The organism is Staphylococcus arlettae, assembly GCF_025560845.1.
GTDB lineage: Bacteria > Bacillota > Bacilli > Staphylococcales > Staphylococcaceae > Staphylococcus > Staphylococcus arlettae.
Genome location: NZ_CP094803.1, coordinates 2,157,295 through 2,174,680 on the forward strand (window position 1 = coordinate 2,157,295; position 17,386 = coordinate 2,174,680).

Sequence of the window (17,386 nt, forward strand, 5' to 3'; positions counted from 1 at the left end):
TTATATTCTACATGAAATCGTTCACCGTGAATAATATATACATTTATTAAAGCATAAAAAAGAAGTAGGTTAAAAATCAAGAATAACTTACCTGATTTCCCTACTTCTTTAATTCCTTACTTAACTTATTTATATAACAGAGCTACTTCGAACAAAATAGTTTAATAGCTTACGTCTGCCAATTAGTCATTTGTCTCTTGTAAAGCATTTAATTCATTTTCAGTTGGTTTTGCTTTCAACAAGCCATACATTATTGCCCCTATAAGCGCACCTATAATTAGAGCTATTAATGATTGCACTACATGACCAAAGTCTGTAGCTAACATAACAATAATACCTCCATGAGGCGCTTGAATTGCTGATCCTAGACCAAGTGAAATGGCTCCTGCAACACCAGAACCTACCATCATTGAAGGTATTACACGTAGCGGATCTGCAGCTGCAAATGGGATTGCACCTTCAGTAATAAAAGATAAGCCCATAATATAGTTAGGCGCAATAGAAGCTTTTTGTTCTTTCGTAAATTTCTTTCTAAATAAGAGCATAGCTGTTGCGATAGCCATAGGAGGTACCATTCCACCAATCATAGCTGCAGTTATTGGAGCAGTATTACCTTCTGTTAATGCAGCAGTTGCAAATACATATGCTGCTTTATTGAATGGTCCACCCATATCAATGGCCATCATTGCACCAATAACTAAACCAAGTAATACAATATTCGCTCCTGAAAGACTGTTTAATCCATTTAACAATAAGTTATTCAATCCAGATGCAGGTGGATTAATAACATAAATCATTAGTAATCCTGTAGCTGTCACTGAAAGTAATGGATAAATTAATGTCGGTTTCAAACCTTCTAATGCTTGTGGTAAACCACTTACTAATTTTTTCACACCTTGTGTTAAATAACCTGCTAAGAAACCTGCTAAAATACCACCGATAAACCCTGAATCACCAGAAATAGCAAGCATACCACCTACTAAACCAGCCGCAAAACCAGGTTTATCAGCAATACTACGTGCAATATAACCAGATAAAATAGGGATAATTAAGGCAAAAGCACTGTTTTTACCTATATTCCATAATTGTTCTGCAAAAGCGTTATGATCTCCACTTTTCGGGTCAAATGAATTCGCACCAAATAGGAATACAATTGCCATCAAAATACCACCAGAAATAACTAATGGCAACATATTAGAAACACCATTCATTAAGTGTTTATAAATTGTTTTCCCAACGCCTTGCTTTTCAGTTGATTTCTCTGTTGATTGTTGACTGTTAGTGTTTTTAGCCACAAATGGTTGGCGTGAATCATCTTGTGCCATATTAATCAATTCTTCTGGTCGTTTTATACCATCTGCTACAGGTACTTCAACTACATTTTTGCCTGCAAAACGATCTGTTTCAACATGAACATCGGCTGCTACAATAATACCAGTAGCTTTGTTAATATCTTCATCTGTTAAATGATTCTTGATACCTCCAGAACCATTCGTTTCTACTTTCATTTTCACACCCATTTGGTTCGCTTGCTTTTTCAGAGCATCGCGTGCCATATAAGTATGTGCTATACCTGTAGGACAAGCTGTTACTGCCAAAATATATGGAGTATCTTCAGCCACTTCCTCATCGGTAGTTGTTGCAGCACTATCATTCTCTTCTTCATCTTCTACAGCTTCATCATCAGCTTTATTAATAATTGCTTGTACTTCTTCGGGTGTTTCAGCAGCTAATAAATCTGCTCGAACTTGTTCATCCATTAAAATACCAGACAATTTAGCTAAAGCATCCAAATGTGTTTGCGCGCCACCTTCTGGTGCTGCAATCATAAAGAAGAGATGTGCCGGTTGCATATCTAAACTTTGGTAGTCTATACCTGCTTTAGATTTACCAAAAGCGATTGCTGGTGTCTCAACAGCCGCAACCTTTGCGTGCGGAATAGCTATCCCTTCACCAATTCCTGTTGTACTTTGACCTTCACGTTGATGAATAGCTTCTTTATATGCTTCGACATCATTCAATTTACCTGCTTGATTTAATTGGTTTACTAGTTCATCGATAACCCCATTTTTATTTGTTGCTTCGACATCCATCGCTATTGTATCTAATGTTAATAACTCGGTGATTCTCATAATTATTCACTCCCATCTATCTTACTAATGACGACTTGTTGCTTAATATCTAATATTGCTTGTTGTTGTGCTAAATCCTCAGTAAATGCTGTTGCAGTACCTGCTGAAACTGCTTGTTTGAATGCCGATTCAATAGCCAATCCTTGATTTAATCCTGCAACCATACCTGCTACTGTGCTGTCTCCCGAGCCAACAGTATTAATAACATTACCGTTTGGTACAGTTGCTTTTAAACTTTGTGACTTATCAATGTATATAGCTCCTGCACCACCAAGTGAAATGATTACTGATTGTGCCCCACGCACTAAAATTTCTTTACCATATTTCACTACTTCTTCATCTGAATTAATCGTAGTATTAAACATCACTTCTAATTCATCTTTGTTCGGTTTAATGAATAATGGTTCATAAGATAACACTGACTCCACCAAATCTTTTTCAGCGTCCACCACTAATTGTGCTCCTGTTTTTCGTGTCAATGCAGCGATTTGTTGATATGCATCTGCAGGAACACTTTTAGGTATACTACCTGCTACTACAACTATATCTTGCGGTGTAGTTTGTCCTATTTTAGTCAGTAAATCTTGAAATTGTTGTTGCGTAATATTGGGACCAGGCGCATTAATTTCTGTCTCAGTACCTGTTTTTAATTTCACGTTAATACGTGTATCATCAGCAATTTCAACAAAGTCTGTAGCAATGTTTTGCTGATGTAAGGTATTTGTAATAAAGGCACCAGGAAACCCACCAACAAATCCTAAAGCTGTTGATTGCACATCTAGTGTTTTCAATACTCTAGATACATTAATACCTTTACCTCCCGCAAATTTATAAGTCGCTGATGTCCGATTCAATTGATTAAGATTAAAATCATCAGCAAACATTATGTAATCAATGGAAGGATTGAATGTCACTGTATAAATCATCTTGTGCCTCCTAAAATTCGGTAATGTTGTGAAAACATTTCGTATGTTTCTAATTGTAAAACTGCATGTGAGGTTAAAATTGTTGCCTCATTTACCATTGGAACATGTGCAAAGTACACTTTATGGAATTTCGAAGTATCGGCCACAATAAATGTATTCAAGCCATAATTCATAGCTTCTCGTTTGATCAAACCTTCTTGCTCATCTGGTGTTGTCAGCCCATACTTTAAATCAATACCATTCATGCCTATAAAAGCTTTGTCAAAACGGTAACGTTGTAAAGACGCTAACGCATTAGGACCTACTGTGGCAAAAGTGGTAGGTTTCACCTCACCACCTAGTGTCAATGTGTTAATTCCATGTTTTAATAATTCTTCTATATGTGTTAACCCATTAGTCACCACTGTTATATCAGACGCTTCAATGTAAGGAATCATTTCGAGCGTTGTCGATCCAGCATCTAAAAACACGCAATCGTTATCTTGAATGAAAGTAGCAGCAAATCTGCCAATTTCTTGTTTTTCTTCCAAATTTTGTCGTCTTTTGTCTGTTAAATTCGGCTCTAATACAACGGATTGATTCAGTTTTGCTCCTCCATGAACCCTTGTTAATTTACCAATAGCTTGGAGTTTTGATAAATCTCGGCGGATTGTAGATGTACTACAACCAATTCTTTCGACTAATTCTTGTAATGACAAAAACTCTCGTTTAGAAAGTTCACGTAAAATTAATTCATGACGCTTTTCTGTAATCATCGTTTCACCTCATCTTCGCTATATTATAATGTATACGGTTTCTTAAATCAATCATTTTTTATCATTTTCATTCAAAAACAATCAAATTTAACTTTAATTTTGAACGTTTTCAGTCATATGTGCCGTTTACGAATGTTATTAACTAAAAAAGAGGCGATACAATCAACCTATATCGTTGATTGTATCGCCTCTTTTGTAATTAAGTCTGACATTGTAAGTAATGTCACTTTTCTAGAATTACGATGTAGCACATTTTCAATTTTCAAGCTCTAAAGTTTTTAAAAATGCCTTTAAATCATCTTGCATTGATGCATCTTTTAACGCGAATTCGATTGTCGTTTTGACAAAACCTAGTTTTTCACCAACATCGTAACGATCACCCTCAAAATCATAAGCATAAACTTGTGTATCTTTGTTTAAACGCTCAATCGCATCCGTCAATTGTATTTCACCACCGGCACCTTCACCTTGAGTTTCTAAATAACTAAAGATATCAGCTGTTAAGACATAACGTCCCATTATAGCTAAATTGGAAGGTGCTGAGCCAGCTTTCGGCTTTTCAACGAATTGTTCAACTTCATATCTACGTTGTTGTTGCGCGCATGGTTTTACAATACCATAACGATGTGTTTCATCTTCTGGCACTTCTTGAACTCCAATAACAGAATTACCTGTAGCATCATAAATATCCATCAATTGTTTTATTGCTGGTGTATCAGATTCAACAATATCATCACCTAATAAGACTGCGAAGGGTTCATCACCAATAAATTGACGTGCGGAGTATATGGCATGACCAAGTCCTTTTTGTTCTTTTTGTCTTACATAGAAAATATTAGCAAGTTCAGTTGAATATTTAACTTTCTCTAACAATTCATTTTTTCCTTTTGATTCTAATATCATCTCTAGTTCTTTTTGATTATCAAAATGATCTTCTATTGCACGTTTATGTTTACCGGTAACAATAATAATATCTTCAATGCCGGCACGTGCCGCTTCTTCAACTATGTATTGGATTGTTGGTTTATCTAATATAGGTAACATTTCTTTAGGCATTGCTTTAGTTGCAGGCAAAAATCGAGTGCCTAGACCTGCTGCTGGTATAATTGCTTTCTTTATCTGTTTCACAACGTTCATCCTTTTCATCAAAGTACTCATTTACATCTATTATTATAATAATGATAACCTGCTTTAGTTATTTATAAACAAAACAAAAAAATTCACATAAGTCGTTAACACAACTTATGTGAATCATAACATTTTTATTTTGTTTATACTATTTTAGCGCTGGTTGTGTAATAATTTTTCCAGACTTAGTAATTACTAATTTCAGCTCTTTTTTAGTTTGTACATCAACAAAAACATATAGCATTCCTTGTTTAGCTTCTTTAACTTTTTCTAATCGTGGTGTTTGGGTAAAATGATCTGTTGCATATTTTTGCGCGATGACCTCAGATTCTTGTGCTGACACATTTGGTTTTCGAGCTTCATCTTGTGGCACTGGTTTATATGCATCATCAAATATTACAGCATTTTCATGCTTATCAACTGTTACTCTATAAAAACTATGTGGTTTCTTAGCATTTTTGAATGTAAAAATATAATAATACGCCCCCTGACAAGTGTTGTCGATAGCGTAATCATTGTATTCGTTTTGTGAGTTATTATTATTATTCACTTTTTCTTGAGCAGCTTTTAATGCTACATTAAACGACGGCAAGTTAGCTTGTGCCACTTTTTTATTACTAGCATCATGAGAACTTTCTTCGGCAATAGGTACATAATCTTTAGCATTATAGGGTTTTTCTTCAGCTTTGTCACCTGTAATTGCAGCCTTCGCAGAATGGTTTTCATCTGTATTTATCAATGTTTTACCTTTCGCTACATTATCAAATGTTGAAAAGTTCGAAATCGTTTCGTGAACTTTTACTAACGCTTGTTGGTTAGTAGCTATAAAAAGAAGGAACGCTAGAAAACAGGCAAGCATAACAGCTACAATGCTTAATATTAAATTTTTCATAAACGCTCCTTTCTTTAGTATGTTTTATTTATATTTATATTAGCATAAAATGATATTTAAAAAGTTATATAGAATGCAACTTAAAATAAATGTAATCTCTGTAACAATATTAATAAATTCACTGGCTATGATTAACATCTTTGTCACATAGTAGTTATAATGGCCAATATTCTGATAATTCACAGCACAGCTATCTACATCAAAAAAACACTGTAGCGATTTGCTACAGTGTTTTTACTATATAATTTGCTAACAGTTAAGAATGCATCCCTTATCTGTTAGTTCCTTTTATAATATTACTTTTCTAACTAGCTTTCCTATTACGTCTAACTCTCAATACTTTTTCTATTCGAATTACAATAATGCCTATAATCATAACTAAAACAGCCATGTAAATTGGAAATTCAAAATTAATATCATACAAAGTTCCTGCAACTAATGGACCGATAAAGTTCCCCATACTAGTAAATGTGGAGTTCAATCCTCCAGCGAAACCTTGCCGATCACCTGCAATGTTTGAAAAATAATTAGTTATGGCAGGTCGTATCATATCAAAACCAATAAACACTACAAAGCTGACTACCATAATTGCCCAATAACTATTTGTTAGTGTTAGCGCAGCTAATATAATTGCTGAATAAATGAGTGCATATGTGATAAAAGTTAACTCACTAAAGTATTTCATAAATTTATCGAAGAAAAAGACTTGGAATACTGCACCAAATATCCCACCACCAGTAATAGCTATTGAAATATCTAAAGGCGAATAATGTGCTTTATCTGCAGTATATAATGGGAATAACGTTTCAAAAGATGAAAGCCCAAATGCCAATACTAGAGTAAGAATTATCGGTGTTAAGAACACTTTCCAATTAATTTTCGACAACAGCTCCGGCTGATATTTTGTAAAACCATCTGTGGTTGCTTTTTTCGGATTGTGAATAAATACTATAGAAAGTATTAAAGCTACTAAACCGCTCACACCTGCTACATAAAACGGTAAGCGATGTGAAAATTCTGCCAAAAATCCACCAATACCTGGACCTAAAATAAAACCTGAATTGATAATCGCAGACATGTAACCAAAGTTTTTCGCTTTATCTGAAGAAGGTGAGATATCCGCAATCATACCTGTAACACCTGGCATTACCATACCAGCACTAAATCCACCTAACACTCTTGAAATAATAAGCAACTCAAATGTATGACTTACTGCAAATAAAAACTCAGAAATTGCAAATAAGAATAACCCAATACAAATTATAAGTTTCTTTCCTAACTTATCTGCTAATGTACCACCAAAAGGTGAAATAATCATTTGTGCTAACGCGAATACAGCGACTAAAATACCTAAGTCACTACCTTTTAAACCTAGATCTTTTAAATATACAGGTAAAACAGGGACTACTAAACCTATACCTAAGAAAACTAAAAAGATATTAAAATATAAAACATAAAACTGTCTATTCATTATTCACCCTCCTTTTTGCATATGAAATGCAACTCACTTTTTATTGTATCCAAATTCAACTCAATATTACATAATATTACAATATTTTATTACATCTAACATAACTAATACAATAGTTAATTTAAACTTTAAAACATAAAATTACAATTGATAGTTATCTATATGTATAATAGTAATGAAATCATTTTTATGGAGGGTCAATATGGTATATCAAGTTGATGGAAATACAATCGTTTTAATTTTAGAACAAGGCGAAGATATCATCTCAGCCGTTACAGATGTTGCACGTGAACAAAATGGTAAATTTGGTACAGTTAGCGGTATTGGAGCTTGCGAAGGGGTCGAATTAAATTTTTACAATTTAGACACGAAAACATATGAAAAACAAACATTTAACGAACCATTAGAACTAATTAGTTTATTAGGTAATATTTCTCACATCGATGATACACCTTTTGCACATTTACATGCTACTTTTGGTACGAACCAATACCAAACTTTAAGTGGTCACCTGTCAAAAGCAATTGTATCTGCAACGGCTGAAATTGTGATCACGATGACTAATTTAGATATTAACCGTAAACATAATGATAACATTGGATTAAATCTATTAGATGCATAATAACTCAGTTAATTAGGTGACTTGATTTCCATACAGTTACAACCAACTACGTAGTGAAATCGGTCACCTTACTTATGCATTTTCATTAACACAAGTACTAATATATTATAATACTTCAAAATGTACCTCTTTGTTTTTTTATTGATTCCACGTCGTAAAACTAGTATTATTGAATCTCGTATTTATAAATTAGTTAATTACTTTAAATATATAATATAGAAATTTGAGTTCAGCTCAAATAAAAGAAAGGTGGTACTATGAAATCCCGCTATATTGCCCGCATTGCTTTTATTGCACTGTTGACGATTTCTTTGTTTAGTAATGATGTTTATAGTTTTATGACGTTAAATTTAATATTAGCTTATATTCCACTTGAATTATGCTATTTGCTGAACTTATTTAAACCTAAAAAAGTTTTCGAATGGCCATTATTCATTATATTTAGTCTAATCTTTATTTTTATGGTTCCTAATACCTTTTATATGGTCACTGACTTAATTCATTTAAATCAATTCCGCTTTAATTTTTACGCTGGTTTAACTATTATTGAATGGATTTATTTTACGTATTTGTTAGCTGGAGTTGCTTTAGCTACTTATTGTTTAACGCTCATCTATATCGAAATCAATCACTTCACTCAATATCGATGGTTAAATAACACAATTATTGTATTAATGATGTTTTTAAATGGTCTAGGTGTATATATGGGGCGCTTTTTAAGATTTCATTCTGTTTATTTAATTAACGAGCCTCTAAGTGTGTTACAAGATGTCGCACAAGCAATAAACCCAAGCACACTTGCTTTTATTGTACTCATGATGGTATTGCAATTACTTATCATTGTGTTTATGAAAGGAGTACGATTAGCGAAATGACATTGAATATAATTATCTTAATCGCTGTTATTGTGGTGCTACAATTAATTATTGGGCATTTACTACATGATGTTGGTTTTTCATTACTTCACAGCATTATTTTGATGTTATTTCCATTAGGTATCGGTTTGTTTGCCTTACAATTATGGTATTATGAACGCCGTTATTCTAAATGGGCTGTACCATTTAACGTTAAATTAAGATTAAAATATATGTATATTCTAACTTTCTTTGAATATGTAGCTTTATACGTATGCATTGTTGTTATCACATAACTAAGATATTACATTATCTCGACTGTTATAATTTAATAAAAAATTCTGGTACATTTGAGTACTAAGTGTAAACACAAGTATATACAGTACAATATTAAACGAGGCTGGTGCATATCAATGCACCAGCCTCGTTTATGTCATATTTAAAATTGTTGTAATGCTGCTTTAACGTCTGTTACTGCTTTTGCAGACGTATCTAATTGAGCTTGTTCATCTGCTGACAGTGATAAAGTGACAATTTTTTCTATACCTTGTGCACCCAAAATTGTTGGTACACCTAAACATATATCATGATAGCCGTATTCACCTTTTAATAAAGCAATACTAGGCAACAATCTTTTTTGATCTTTAATAATAGCTTCTAACATACTATAAATTGCAGCTGCAGGTGCGTAATATGCTGAGCCAGTGCCCAATAATCCCACAATTTCTGCTCCGCCTTTACGCGTACGCTCAACAATCGCTTCGATCTTGTCTTGTGCCAGCAACTCAGCTAGTGGCACACCATTCACATTTGTCGAACGCACTAATGGCACCATGTCATCTCCATGTCCACCTAATACCAATCCTTTGACATCTTTTACGGAAACATTTAATGCATCAGCAATAAACGTTTGATAACGTGCAGTATCTAAAATACCTGATTGCCCTATCACATGACTTTTCGGTAGGCCTGATGCTTTATAAACTGTGTATGTCATAGCATCTACTGGATTAGTTAAGACAATAATTTTACATTGTGGTGAGTACTGGACGATTTGCTCTGTCACCTCACGCATAACCGCTTCATTTGTTTGAACAAGATCATCTCTGCTCATCCCCGGTTTCCTTGGAACACCTGCTGTAATAACTACGACATCTGAATCTTTCGTAACTTGATAGTCAACTGCTCCCTCGACGTTACTATCAAAACCAAAAATAGGGCTACTTTCCAAAATATCTAATGCTTTTCCTTGTACCGGACCTTCTGATTTTGGTCGATCAATAAGTACTACGTCCGCTAGTCCTTGTTGTGATGTAATAAATGCTAATGTTGCGCCTGTATTACCTGCACCTATAATCGAAACTTTCTGTTTTGTCATGCCATGCTCTCCTCCAGTGTATAACTCTGCTCTTCATTCACTTCATTATAACACTGGCGTCGTAACATTCAGAGGACAATTAGTAGTTGTATCTATTCAAATATATTAATTTAAATGATTACTTTTGCTTATTTTTACGAACACGTTTTAGCCATTTCCATATAAAGTAAATAACAATGAGTAGCAAAATAACATAGATAACTTTAGAGTAAATATCCATATAATAGACGATTTGATGCCAATTGCCACCTACTTTCATTCCTAAATAAATCAATACCATATTCCAAATAATTGTTCCGAGTGTACTAAAAATAACAAACACAGAAAAATTCATCTTGGTAATACCAGCAGGAATAGAAATTAAACTACGAATAAGTGGTACAAATCTACAGAAAAAGATTGTCCAGTATCCATATTTTTCAAACCAATCAAATGTCTTAGTTAAATCCGTTGATTTTACACGTAAAATTTTGCCATACCGATTTACAAGTCGATATAACTTGTCTTCGCCAATCCATAAACCGATGCCGTATAGAACGATTGCACCGATGATTGATCCCAGTGTAGATGCCACTGTCACTCCTATAAAACCTAACGATGATTTAGTCGTCATAAAGCCACCAAATGTTAATATGATTTCAGATGGTATTGGTGGAAAAATATTCTCTAAAAATATCAGCAATGCTATTCCAAAATAGCCAAATTGTTCCATGAACTGTGTAATCCACTGTTCCATGTATTAACCTCACTTCTCCAATTTTGTTGTAATTCAAAAATACTGTGCTCGAAAGCATTTAGTAAAGCATTAGTCGCTCACATAAAAGGTTGCACAGCGATGTCTCTGCAATAATATGATATTTAACTACCCTAATAAATTATTAGTAGCTGCATATAAATACATAAGTAAACCAAATATACTACCAGCCATAATTGATAATATGAGTGTTAAAATCATAGTGCGCTTAAAATGACGAATAAATGAAACAAATAACAATCCAACATTATATATGAAAAACAAGCCAAAAAACGCCATCATAATATTAATATCGGGATAAACAATATTTAATAATAATATGACTACTGCAAACCCCAGAAATGGGAAATGAATAAAATTTCGTTCAAATTGCTTTTGCTTTTGCCAATGCTGTTCTTGATTATTAGCCATAATACTTACTCCTTTTTTACGGTATATCGTGACCTAATGATGCAGTATAAATATCAAACCATTCTTGATCTGACAGTGTAATATCAAAACCTGCCAAAGCTTCATCAACTCGAGAGATTTGATGTGTACCTATAACAGGTAAAATTGCTGCGGGATGTTTATTTAACCATGCCATTATGATACTTGAAGTAGATGTTTGATATTTTTGAGCTAACGGTCCAATAATTGCCATAATTCGTTTTGCTTTGTCATCTGCTAAATCAAATAGCTTCCCACCCGCTAAAGGACTCCAAGCCATAACCTTAACATTATCTTGTTGCATATAATTTAATGTCCCGTCTGTCATAATGTCTAATGTATATGGTGAAACTTCTAATTGATTCACAGTTATATGCAATTTATCGCACACTAAACATTGATTTAATAAATCGTATTGTGATTTATTAAAGTTAGATACACCAAAAGATTTCACTTTACCCGCTTTTACCAAATCCATTAAAGCGTCAGTGATTTCATTCGGGTCCATTAATGGAGAAGGTCTGTGTATCAATAATGAATCCAAATAATCTACATTTAGTTCTTGCAATGAACGGTCAACAGACTTTTTTATATGTTGTCTACTGTGATCATATCGATGGCCTGTCGTCCACGATAACCGTTCAGAAGGCAATACAATACCACATTTCGACACAATTTCAATTGAATCTCGTAATTCAGGTGACAACTTCAATGCTTCACCAAAAATACCTTCGCAACGATAATCTCCATAAATATCCGCATGGTCCATCGTCGTTATACCGCGTTCTACTAATTCGTGTAAATAACGATTTAGCTCTTGCGGCGTCCATTGCCAATCGTGCGCTCGCCAAAAACCTTGAATAACTTTAGAAAAAGAAACATATTGATTAATTTCGACTTTATCCATCGTTTGACACATCCTTATCTCACATTTTATATTTTACGTAAATTGTAGCATTTCCAAATCGTTCCTCAGCCTTACTTTATCCAACTGTTCTCCTATAAGGACTACATTTAACGGTTTATCTTCCTCAATAACAAAAAAATCAGGCAAACCATATGCATATTGAAATTCATAAGTAACTTCAGGCTCATCACGAAACTTCACGTATCCCTTTAATCTTAGAACATTATCGGGTAACCGTAAAATATATTGATAAAACAATTGCCTATCTATAGGTGATGTAAACTTATAATGTAATCTTTCTATGCCATGATGATGACCATGATATGATGTGTGCATATTCGAGTGTTGTCCAACTGATTCAAACGTTAACTCCTCGATATTGGCATACTCTGTAAAATGTACACTTGCTGTAGCATTTATACTGCTTAATGCCGTTGTGAGCTGTGCTTTATCTTCAGTGACCAAATCCATTTTATTCAATAATATGACATCACAAACAGATAACTGCGCCTCCATAAGTTCCATTGTTTCATTAGTATATTGTGCTCGTTGTATAAATCTAGGTGCATCAGCAACACCGATAACCATTGGTTGCTTAATATAATCTACAATGTCTGGATCTTGGCATGCTGCTATAATGTCAATCGGATGGGCAATACCTGTTGCTTCAATAATAATATGTTGCGTATCATTTTGATTTATCAAATATTTTAGTTTCGCTAATAATTCCTGTTTTAAATCGCAACATACACAACCGTTCAAAATAGAATATATATTCACATTAGATTGCTCAAGCCGGCTATTAAAGTCAGTATTGCCATACTCATTAATAATAATTTTAACATTCTCATTACTATTTAATAATCTTTTTGTATAATTATAAAGTAATGTAGTTTTGCCACTTCCGAGAAATCCTGTTACAATCGATAATGATATTTTATGATTTATATTATTTTTCAAACTATCCACTCATTTCTTATACAAATGTTTGCACAAAAGTTAAATTAAACATATAATTGACCTTTTACTTGATAAAATATTAGATATCTTCTAAACTTTAATTATACTTTTTATTTTAGCATGGCACAGTACAAAAGTATGTTTGCAAATGAATTCTATACAACATAGACGGATCCAATCCGATACACAGAGAAAAATTACGGATAGAATGTCTGGAGGAGAACTTAATGTCTGAGCAACTTAATTTAAAGGAGCAACTTTGTTTTAGTTTATACAATGCACAAAGACAAGTAAATCGCTACTACTCAAATAATGTCTTTAAAAAATATAAACTAACATATCCACAATTTTTAGTTTTAACAATATTGTGGAATGAATCACCTGTAAATGTTAAGAAAGTCGTTACTGAATTAGCATTAGATACTGGCACAGTATCACCGTTACTAAAAAGAATGGAGCAAGTTGATCTAATCAAACGTGAGCGATCTGAAATTGATCAACGTGAAGTCTTTATTCATTTAACTGAAAAGAGTGAGTCCATTCGTCCTGAATTGGATACAGCTTGTCAAGATGTTGCAGTTGCGTCTTCATTAGACGAAACAGAATCTGCTGAACTCAACAGATTACTTGATAAAGTTATAACTGCATTTACTGACGTTAAAACAAAATAATTTTTGCCCATGTTAAATTTAAAAGTGGAAGATATGTAAATTAAATCATTAAATATAGTTATTTATATAGAGAGGTCAAACAATCTTGTTTGATCTCTCTATATATTTATACTGACTTATTTAAGGTCATTATTTGATACAAATAACCGCGTTGTGCTAGTAAATCTTCATAAGAACCTGCTTCTATAATCTCTCCATCAACTACGACTACAATTTTATCAAACTGTGGTAACAGTCTTAAATCATGAGTTGCTATTACTAGAGTTTGCGCATATTTATGAATTAAATCCATTACACGTTCTGTATGATAAATGTCTAAAGCTGTTGTTGGCTCATCTAATATCCAGATTGGTTTGTTGTTTAATAATAATCTAGCGATGCCGATACGTTGTAATTCTCCTCCTGAAACAGTATCACCAACTAAAGTTAGTGGTGTATTTAATGCAAAATGATCCAAGCCAAGTTTTACTAATGTTTCTTTTATTACACTATCAGGTTGAGACGTAAAGAGATTTTCTTTTAATGTACCATCAAACACTTGTTGCGTTTGTAACATACCGTTGAGCAGCTTATATTTGTCCTCATTTGTGATGTTATGCAACTGTTGATTATTAAGTTTAATTTCTCCTGCTTCGGCTTGATATAAGCCTAACATCAATTGTAATATTGTACTTTTCCCCGAACCAGAAGGACCAATGAGTGCTACATGTTCACCTTCAACCACTTCTAAATTAATATTACGTAATACAGGTACGGATTGATTCCAATATTTAAAATCTACATTTTGTACAGATAGTTTTATAGGGTGAGAAGCATCATATGAAAAACGTTCTGTACCTTGTGTTATTGGATGCGCCATTACTTCATTGACTTTCGACAGTGCATCATCGGTATCTGCTTTATAATATGCTACATTGCTCATAGGTACTGCTTGTTCAAACAACGTTAGCATCATTAACACAATACTTGTTAAATAAACGACATCAAATTGTTGCTCTTGTACTTGCACCACTCCAAGATACAATGTGAAAAATAATGCAAGCATTGAAATAATATTTAAGATAAAGTCGTATAGTGTTAAAAAACGTTGTTCTTTCAATTGCGCCTTACTATATGCTGTTAGCGAGTTATCTAACATCATTTTATAATTATGCTGTTGTTCAAAACGTTGTAATTCAGCATATCCTGCCTTATAGTCATAAAAGTGATTTAAAAATTCATTTTGCTTTTTATTTTTATACGCTTTAATCTTGGTTGCGCGTTTAGCACTTAACCATGGCACGATGCCTAACGTAATAAACATACTCACAAAAATAATCAATGCATGTGTATATGAAAATGCAAACATAACAATTATAGATATAATCGTCGTTATCCCAATCACTACAGGAGGATAATATACACGTAGATAAATATTTTGTAGGGCTTCAATTCTACTCACCATATTAGATAAAAGTTCAGTCGATTTAAATCTTCTATAAACATCTGGTATCACAGGAATTAAACCTTTAAAAAACTGCACGCGCACATCTCGTAACATGGTAAATGTTGTACGATGTGACAACAGTCTCTCAGCATACCTAAAAATCGCTCTTAGAAAACCAAATAATTTCACTGATACAATCAATATCATTAATGCAAATAATGGTGCTCCTAAAGCACTTTGTGTCACCATGTATCCACTTAAAAAGAACATAGCTAATGCAACGACACTACCTAACACGCCTACTGCTATTGCACTTATTAAATCTTTATCTGCTTTAAAATGAATTCGTGGCTTCACTCTGGTTCACCACCCTTTTTATTTTCTACTGACATGACCTGATCTATAAATTTCACACTACCATTTTCAATATAAACACGTCTGTCTGCATATTGAATTGTGCTATCACGGTGGGCAATATAAATTATCGTTGCTGCTTGAAATTGTCGATGAATGACATCCTGTATAATTGTTTCAGTCTGTAAGTCCAACCCTGTTGTTGGTTCATCAAACAAGACAATATCAGGCTGTAACAATAAAACTCGTGATAGTTCAATACGTCTCATTTCTCCACCTGAGAGCATTTCTCCACCTTCACCGATATGTGTATCAATACCATGTTTAAAAGCAGCAACTTTCTCTTTCAAGCCTACTAAATTCAACATTTTATAAACCTGTGCCTCAGTGATTTCATCATTAAACATTGTTATATTATTTTTAATTGAAGTATTAAAAATATAAGGTGTTTGGCTCAATATGCCGAAACGCAATTGTCTAGAAGCCACAGTTAGCTCACCATTAGTAACTGGTAATTGCTGAGTAATAATCTGCGCAAGTGTTGATTTTCCAGCGCCACTAGGACCAACTAACGCGATTTTTTCACCTTTCGTTATTTCCAAATTAATATGCTGTAATGCATACGATTGCGCACCTTCATACTTAAAACTTACATCATGCAGTTTAACAATCGATGATGTTGACATGTCATGTTGTTGTGGTCTTGCAACTGGATTTATCGTCGGCTCTTCTAAAAAATCGAATACTACATCACTTGAGCCCTCACTTTGTTTTCCGCTGTGGAACGATTGTCCTAAATCCTTAATTGCATTGTAAAATTCTGGAGCTAAAATAATAGCTATTGCTGCAGTTTTAAAATCGATATTATTAAATAATATAAGTCCTAATCCTGCTTCTAAAGCTACTAAACCTATGCCTAGCATCGTAATAAACTCCAGCATAAGGCCTGATAAGAATGCACTTTTTAAAATACGCATTGTCAAAGTTCTAAAATGTGTACTTTCTTCATACAATTCTTGCTCAGTTCTAGCTGTTTGATTAAAGAGTTTTAATGTAATTAACCCTTTAACTTTGTTTAGAAACTGTTGGCTAAATTGATTTAAGTAAGTCATTTTATCTTTAGATTCATCGCGTGTTTCCAACCCAAAAATGATATAAAACAATGGGATAAAAGGTGCAGTCACTAACATTATAAGTGCTGTGTTAAGATGTATATAAAACATAGCACCAATAATAAAAACTGGAATCATCATTGATTTAAATACTTGCGGAAAAAAATTACTAAAAAACGGAGCTATGCCATCAATGCCTTCCGTAACCACATTTATTTGCTTGCCTATAGGCGATTTAGACGCTTTTTCAATAACTTGTTGCCTTAAATTATTTTTAATTCGATTAGCCATCGTATCTCCAATTGCTAAATTCAACATATTAAACACTGCTCGAGCAATTAATACAAAAAAGATAATTATCAATAATGATGTCAATTGAAACTGTTGTTGAATCAGCACTTTATCCAAAATTACGCCTATCGTTATATTTTGAAATACTACAGTCAATGCGAGTAAAATACTGACTAAAAACATCAAAATCGGAAAAATTTTATATTCTAACGCTAATTTTGTTAATCTTTTCACAAATATCACCTTTAATATATTATAAATGGTTTTAGCGATTTTTAAATTAATTCGTTTTATATTTACACAAAAAAAGTAACTGCTATACAT

17 protein-coding genes are annotated in these 17,386 nt (G+C 33.3%); 4 read left to right on the plus strand and 13 right to left on the minus strand.

The features are described 5' to 3' along the window. Positions 1–182 precede the first annotated feature (182 nt). The 6 genes from MUA37_RS10555 to norA all read right to left on the minus strand — a co-directional run bounded on the left by MUA37_RS10555 (position 183) and on the right by norA (position 7,304). Entirely contained in the window at positions 183–2,132 is a 1,950-nt protein-coding gene (locus MUA37_RS10555; RefSeq protein ID WP_002508914.1) for a PTS fructose transporter subunit IIABC, read from the minus strand. 2 nt (positions 2,133–2,134) lie between these two features. Then, positions 2,135–3,058 (minus strand): 1-phosphofructokinase, encoded by a 924-nt coding sequence (pfkB, locus tag MUA37_RS10560; RefSeq protein ID WP_262624579.1) that lies wholly within the window; start codon positions 3,056–3,058, stop codon positions 2,135–2,137. Beyond that, positions 3,055–3,813 (minus strand): DeoR/GlpR family DNA-binding transcription regulator, encoded by a 759-nt coding sequence (locus MUA37_RS10565; protein ID WP_262624580.1) that lies wholly within the window; start codon positions 3,811–3,813, stop codon positions 3,055–3,057. Before MUA37_RS10565 ends, pfkB begins: the two co-directional genes overlap by 4 nt. 255 nt (positions 3,814–4,068) lie before the next feature. Then, entirely contained in the window at positions 4,069–4,941 is an 873-nt protein-coding gene (galU, locus tag MUA37_RS10570) for a UTP--glucose-1-phosphate uridylyltransferase GalU (RefSeq protein ID WP_002508917.1), read from the minus strand. A 148-nt stretch (positions 4,942–5,089) separates the two neighbouring features. Then, positions 5,090–5,833, minus strand: coding sequence for a hypothetical protein (locus MUA37_RS10575; RefSeq protein ID WP_002508918.1), 744 nt, complete (start codon positions 5,831–5,833; stop codon positions 5,090–5,092). A 304-nt stretch (positions 5,834–6,137) separates the two neighbouring features. Further along, positions 6,138–7,304, minus strand: a complete 1,167-nt coding sequence (gene norA / locus MUA37_RS10580) for a multidrug efflux MFS transporter NorA (RefSeq protein ID WP_107377706.1) — start codon at positions 7,302–7,304, stop codon at positions 6,138–6,140. Between the two features lie 202 nt (positions 7,305–7,506). Between norA and MUA37_RS10585 the strand changes: the two genes are divergently transcribed. The 3 genes from MUA37_RS10585 (at position 7,507) to MUA37_RS10595 (ending at position 9,076) form a co-directional block, all read left to right on the plus strand. Continuing rightward, positions 7,507–7,926: a PPC domain-containing DNA-binding protein gene (locus tag MUA37_RS10585; RefSeq protein WP_002508920.1), complete on the plus strand. Its 420-nt coding sequence runs from the start codon at positions 7,507–7,509 to the stop codon at positions 7,924–7,926. Positions 7,927–8,183: 257 nt separating this feature from the next. Next, positions 8,184–8,801 carry a DUF1361 domain-containing protein gene (locus MUA37_RS10590; protein ID WP_002508921.1) on the plus strand — a complete coding sequence of 206 codons (618 nt, stop codon included), beginning with the start codon at positions 8,184–8,186 and terminating at the stop codon, positions 8,799–8,801. After that, positions 8,798–9,076, plus strand: coding sequence for a hypothetical protein (locus MUA37_RS10595; protein WP_142019817.1), 279 nt, complete (start codon positions 8,798–8,800; stop codon positions 9,074–9,076). The genes MUA37_RS10590 and MUA37_RS10595 overlap by 4 nt, the downstream gene beginning before the upstream one ends. 143 nt (positions 9,077–9,219) lie before the next feature. On the opposite strand, the gene mdh is transcribed toward MUA37_RS10595, so the two are convergent. The 5 genes from mdh to MUA37_RS10620 form a co-directional block, all read right to left on the minus strand. Then, positions 9,220–10,158 carry a malate dehydrogenase gene (gene mdh / locus MUA37_RS10600; RefSeq protein WP_262624581.1) on the minus strand — a complete coding sequence of 313 codons (939 nt, stop codon included), beginning with the start codon at positions 10,156–10,158 and terminating at the stop codon, positions 9,220–9,222. Positions 10,159–10,276: 118 nt separating this feature from the next. Continuing rightward, entirely contained in the window at positions 10,277–10,894 is a 618-nt protein-coding gene (locus MUA37_RS10605) for a DedA family protein (RefSeq protein ID WP_021459158.1), read from the minus strand. A 126-nt stretch (positions 10,895–11,020) separates the two neighbouring features. Further along, positions 11,021–11,323 (minus strand): hypothetical protein, encoded by a 303-nt coding sequence (locus MUA37_RS10610; RefSeq protein WP_021459159.1) that lies wholly within the window; start codon positions 11,321–11,323, stop codon positions 11,021–11,023. A 16-nt stretch (positions 11,324–11,339) separates the two neighbouring features. Next, entirely contained in the window at positions 11,340–12,248 is a 909-nt protein-coding gene (locus tag MUA37_RS10615) for an aldo/keto reductase (protein ID WP_262624582.1), read from the minus strand. A gap of 33 nt (positions 12,249–12,281) precedes the next feature. Next, positions 12,282–13,208 (minus strand): CobW family GTP-binding protein, encoded by a 927-nt coding sequence (locus MUA37_RS10620; protein ID WP_262624583.1) that lies wholly within the window; start codon positions 13,206–13,208, stop codon positions 12,282–12,284. 227 nt (positions 13,209–13,435) lie between these two features. On the opposite strand from MUA37_RS10620, the gene MUA37_RS10625 reads away from it, so the two are divergent. Next, positions 13,436–13,879 carry a global transcriptional regulator MgrA gene (locus tag MUA37_RS10625; protein WP_002508928.1) on the plus strand — a complete coding sequence of 148 codons (444 nt, stop codon included), beginning with the start codon at positions 13,436–13,438 and terminating at the stop codon, positions 13,877–13,879. Positions 13,880–13,985: 106 nt separating this feature from the next. Here MUA37_RS10625 and MUA37_RS10630 read toward each other — a convergent pair whose 3' ends face one another. Together MUA37_RS10630 and MUA37_RS10635 are read right to left on the minus strand one after the other, a co-directional pair. Further along, positions 13,986–15,662, minus strand: coding sequence for an amino acid ABC transporter ATP-binding/permease protein (locus tag MUA37_RS10630; RefSeq protein WP_262615080.1), 1,677 nt, complete (start codon positions 15,660–15,662; stop codon positions 13,986–13,988). Next, positions 15,659–17,296 (minus strand): ABC transporter ATP-binding protein/permease, encoded by a 1,638-nt coding sequence (locus MUA37_RS10635; RefSeq protein WP_002508930.1) that lies wholly within the window; start codon positions 17,294–17,296, stop codon positions 15,659–15,661. The genes MUA37_RS10630 and MUA37_RS10635 overlap by 4 nt, the downstream gene beginning before the upstream one ends. Between the last annotated feature and the right edge of the window lie 90 nt (positions 17,297–17,386).

Excerpts from the sequence above, each read along its gene's own strand:
- MUA37_RS10555 (WP_002508914.1), bottom strand. The coding sequence starts at position 2,132 with ATGAGAATCACCGAGTTATTAACATTAGATACAATAGCGATGGATGTC.
- pfkB (WP_262624579.1), bottom strand. The coding sequence starts at position 3,058 with ATGATTTATACAGTGACATTCAATCCTTCCATTGATTACATAATGTTT.
- MUA37_RS10565 (WP_262624580.1), bottom strand. The coding sequence starts at position 3,813 with ATGATTACAGAAAAGCGTCATGAATTAATTTTACGTGAACTTTCTAAA.
- MUA37_RS10575 (WP_002508918.1), bottom strand. The coding sequence starts at position 5,833 with ATGAAAAATTTAATATTAAGCATTGTAGCTGTTATGCTTGCCTGTTTT.
- norA (WP_107377706.1), bottom strand. The coding sequence starts at position 7,304 with ATGAATAGACAGTTTTATGTTTTATATTTTAATATCTTTTTAGTTTTC.
- MUA37_RS10585 (WP_002508920.1), top strand. The coding sequence starts at position 7,507 with ATGGTATATCAAGTTGATGGAAATACAATCGTTTTAATTTTAGAACAA.
- MUA37_RS10590 (WP_002508921.1), top strand. The coding sequence starts at position 8,184 with ATGAAATCCCGCTATATTGCCCGCATTGCTTTTATTGCACTGTTGACG.
- MUA37_RS10595 (WP_142019817.1), top strand. The coding sequence starts at position 8,798 with ATGACATTGAATATAATTATCTTAATCGCTGTTATTGTGGTGCTACAA.
- mdh (WP_262624581.1), bottom strand. The coding sequence starts at position 10,158 with ATGACAAAACAGAAAGTTTCGATTATAGGTGCAGGTAATACAGGCGCA.
- MUA37_RS10605 (WP_021459158.1), bottom strand. The coding sequence starts at position 10,894 with ATGGAACAGTGGATTACACAGTTCATGGAACAATTTGGCTATTTTGGA.
- MUA37_RS10610 (WP_021459159.1), bottom strand. The coding sequence starts at position 11,323 with ATGGCTAATAATCAAGAACAGCATTGGCAAAAGCAAAAGCAATTTGAA.
- MUA37_RS10615 (WP_262624582.1), bottom strand. The coding sequence starts at position 12,248 with ATGGATAAAGTCGAAATTAATCAATATGTTTCTTTTTCTAAAGTTATT.
- MUA37_RS10625 (WP_002508928.1), top strand. The coding sequence starts at position 13,436 with ATGTCTGAGCAACTTAATTTAAAGGAGCAACTTTGTTTTAGTTTATAC.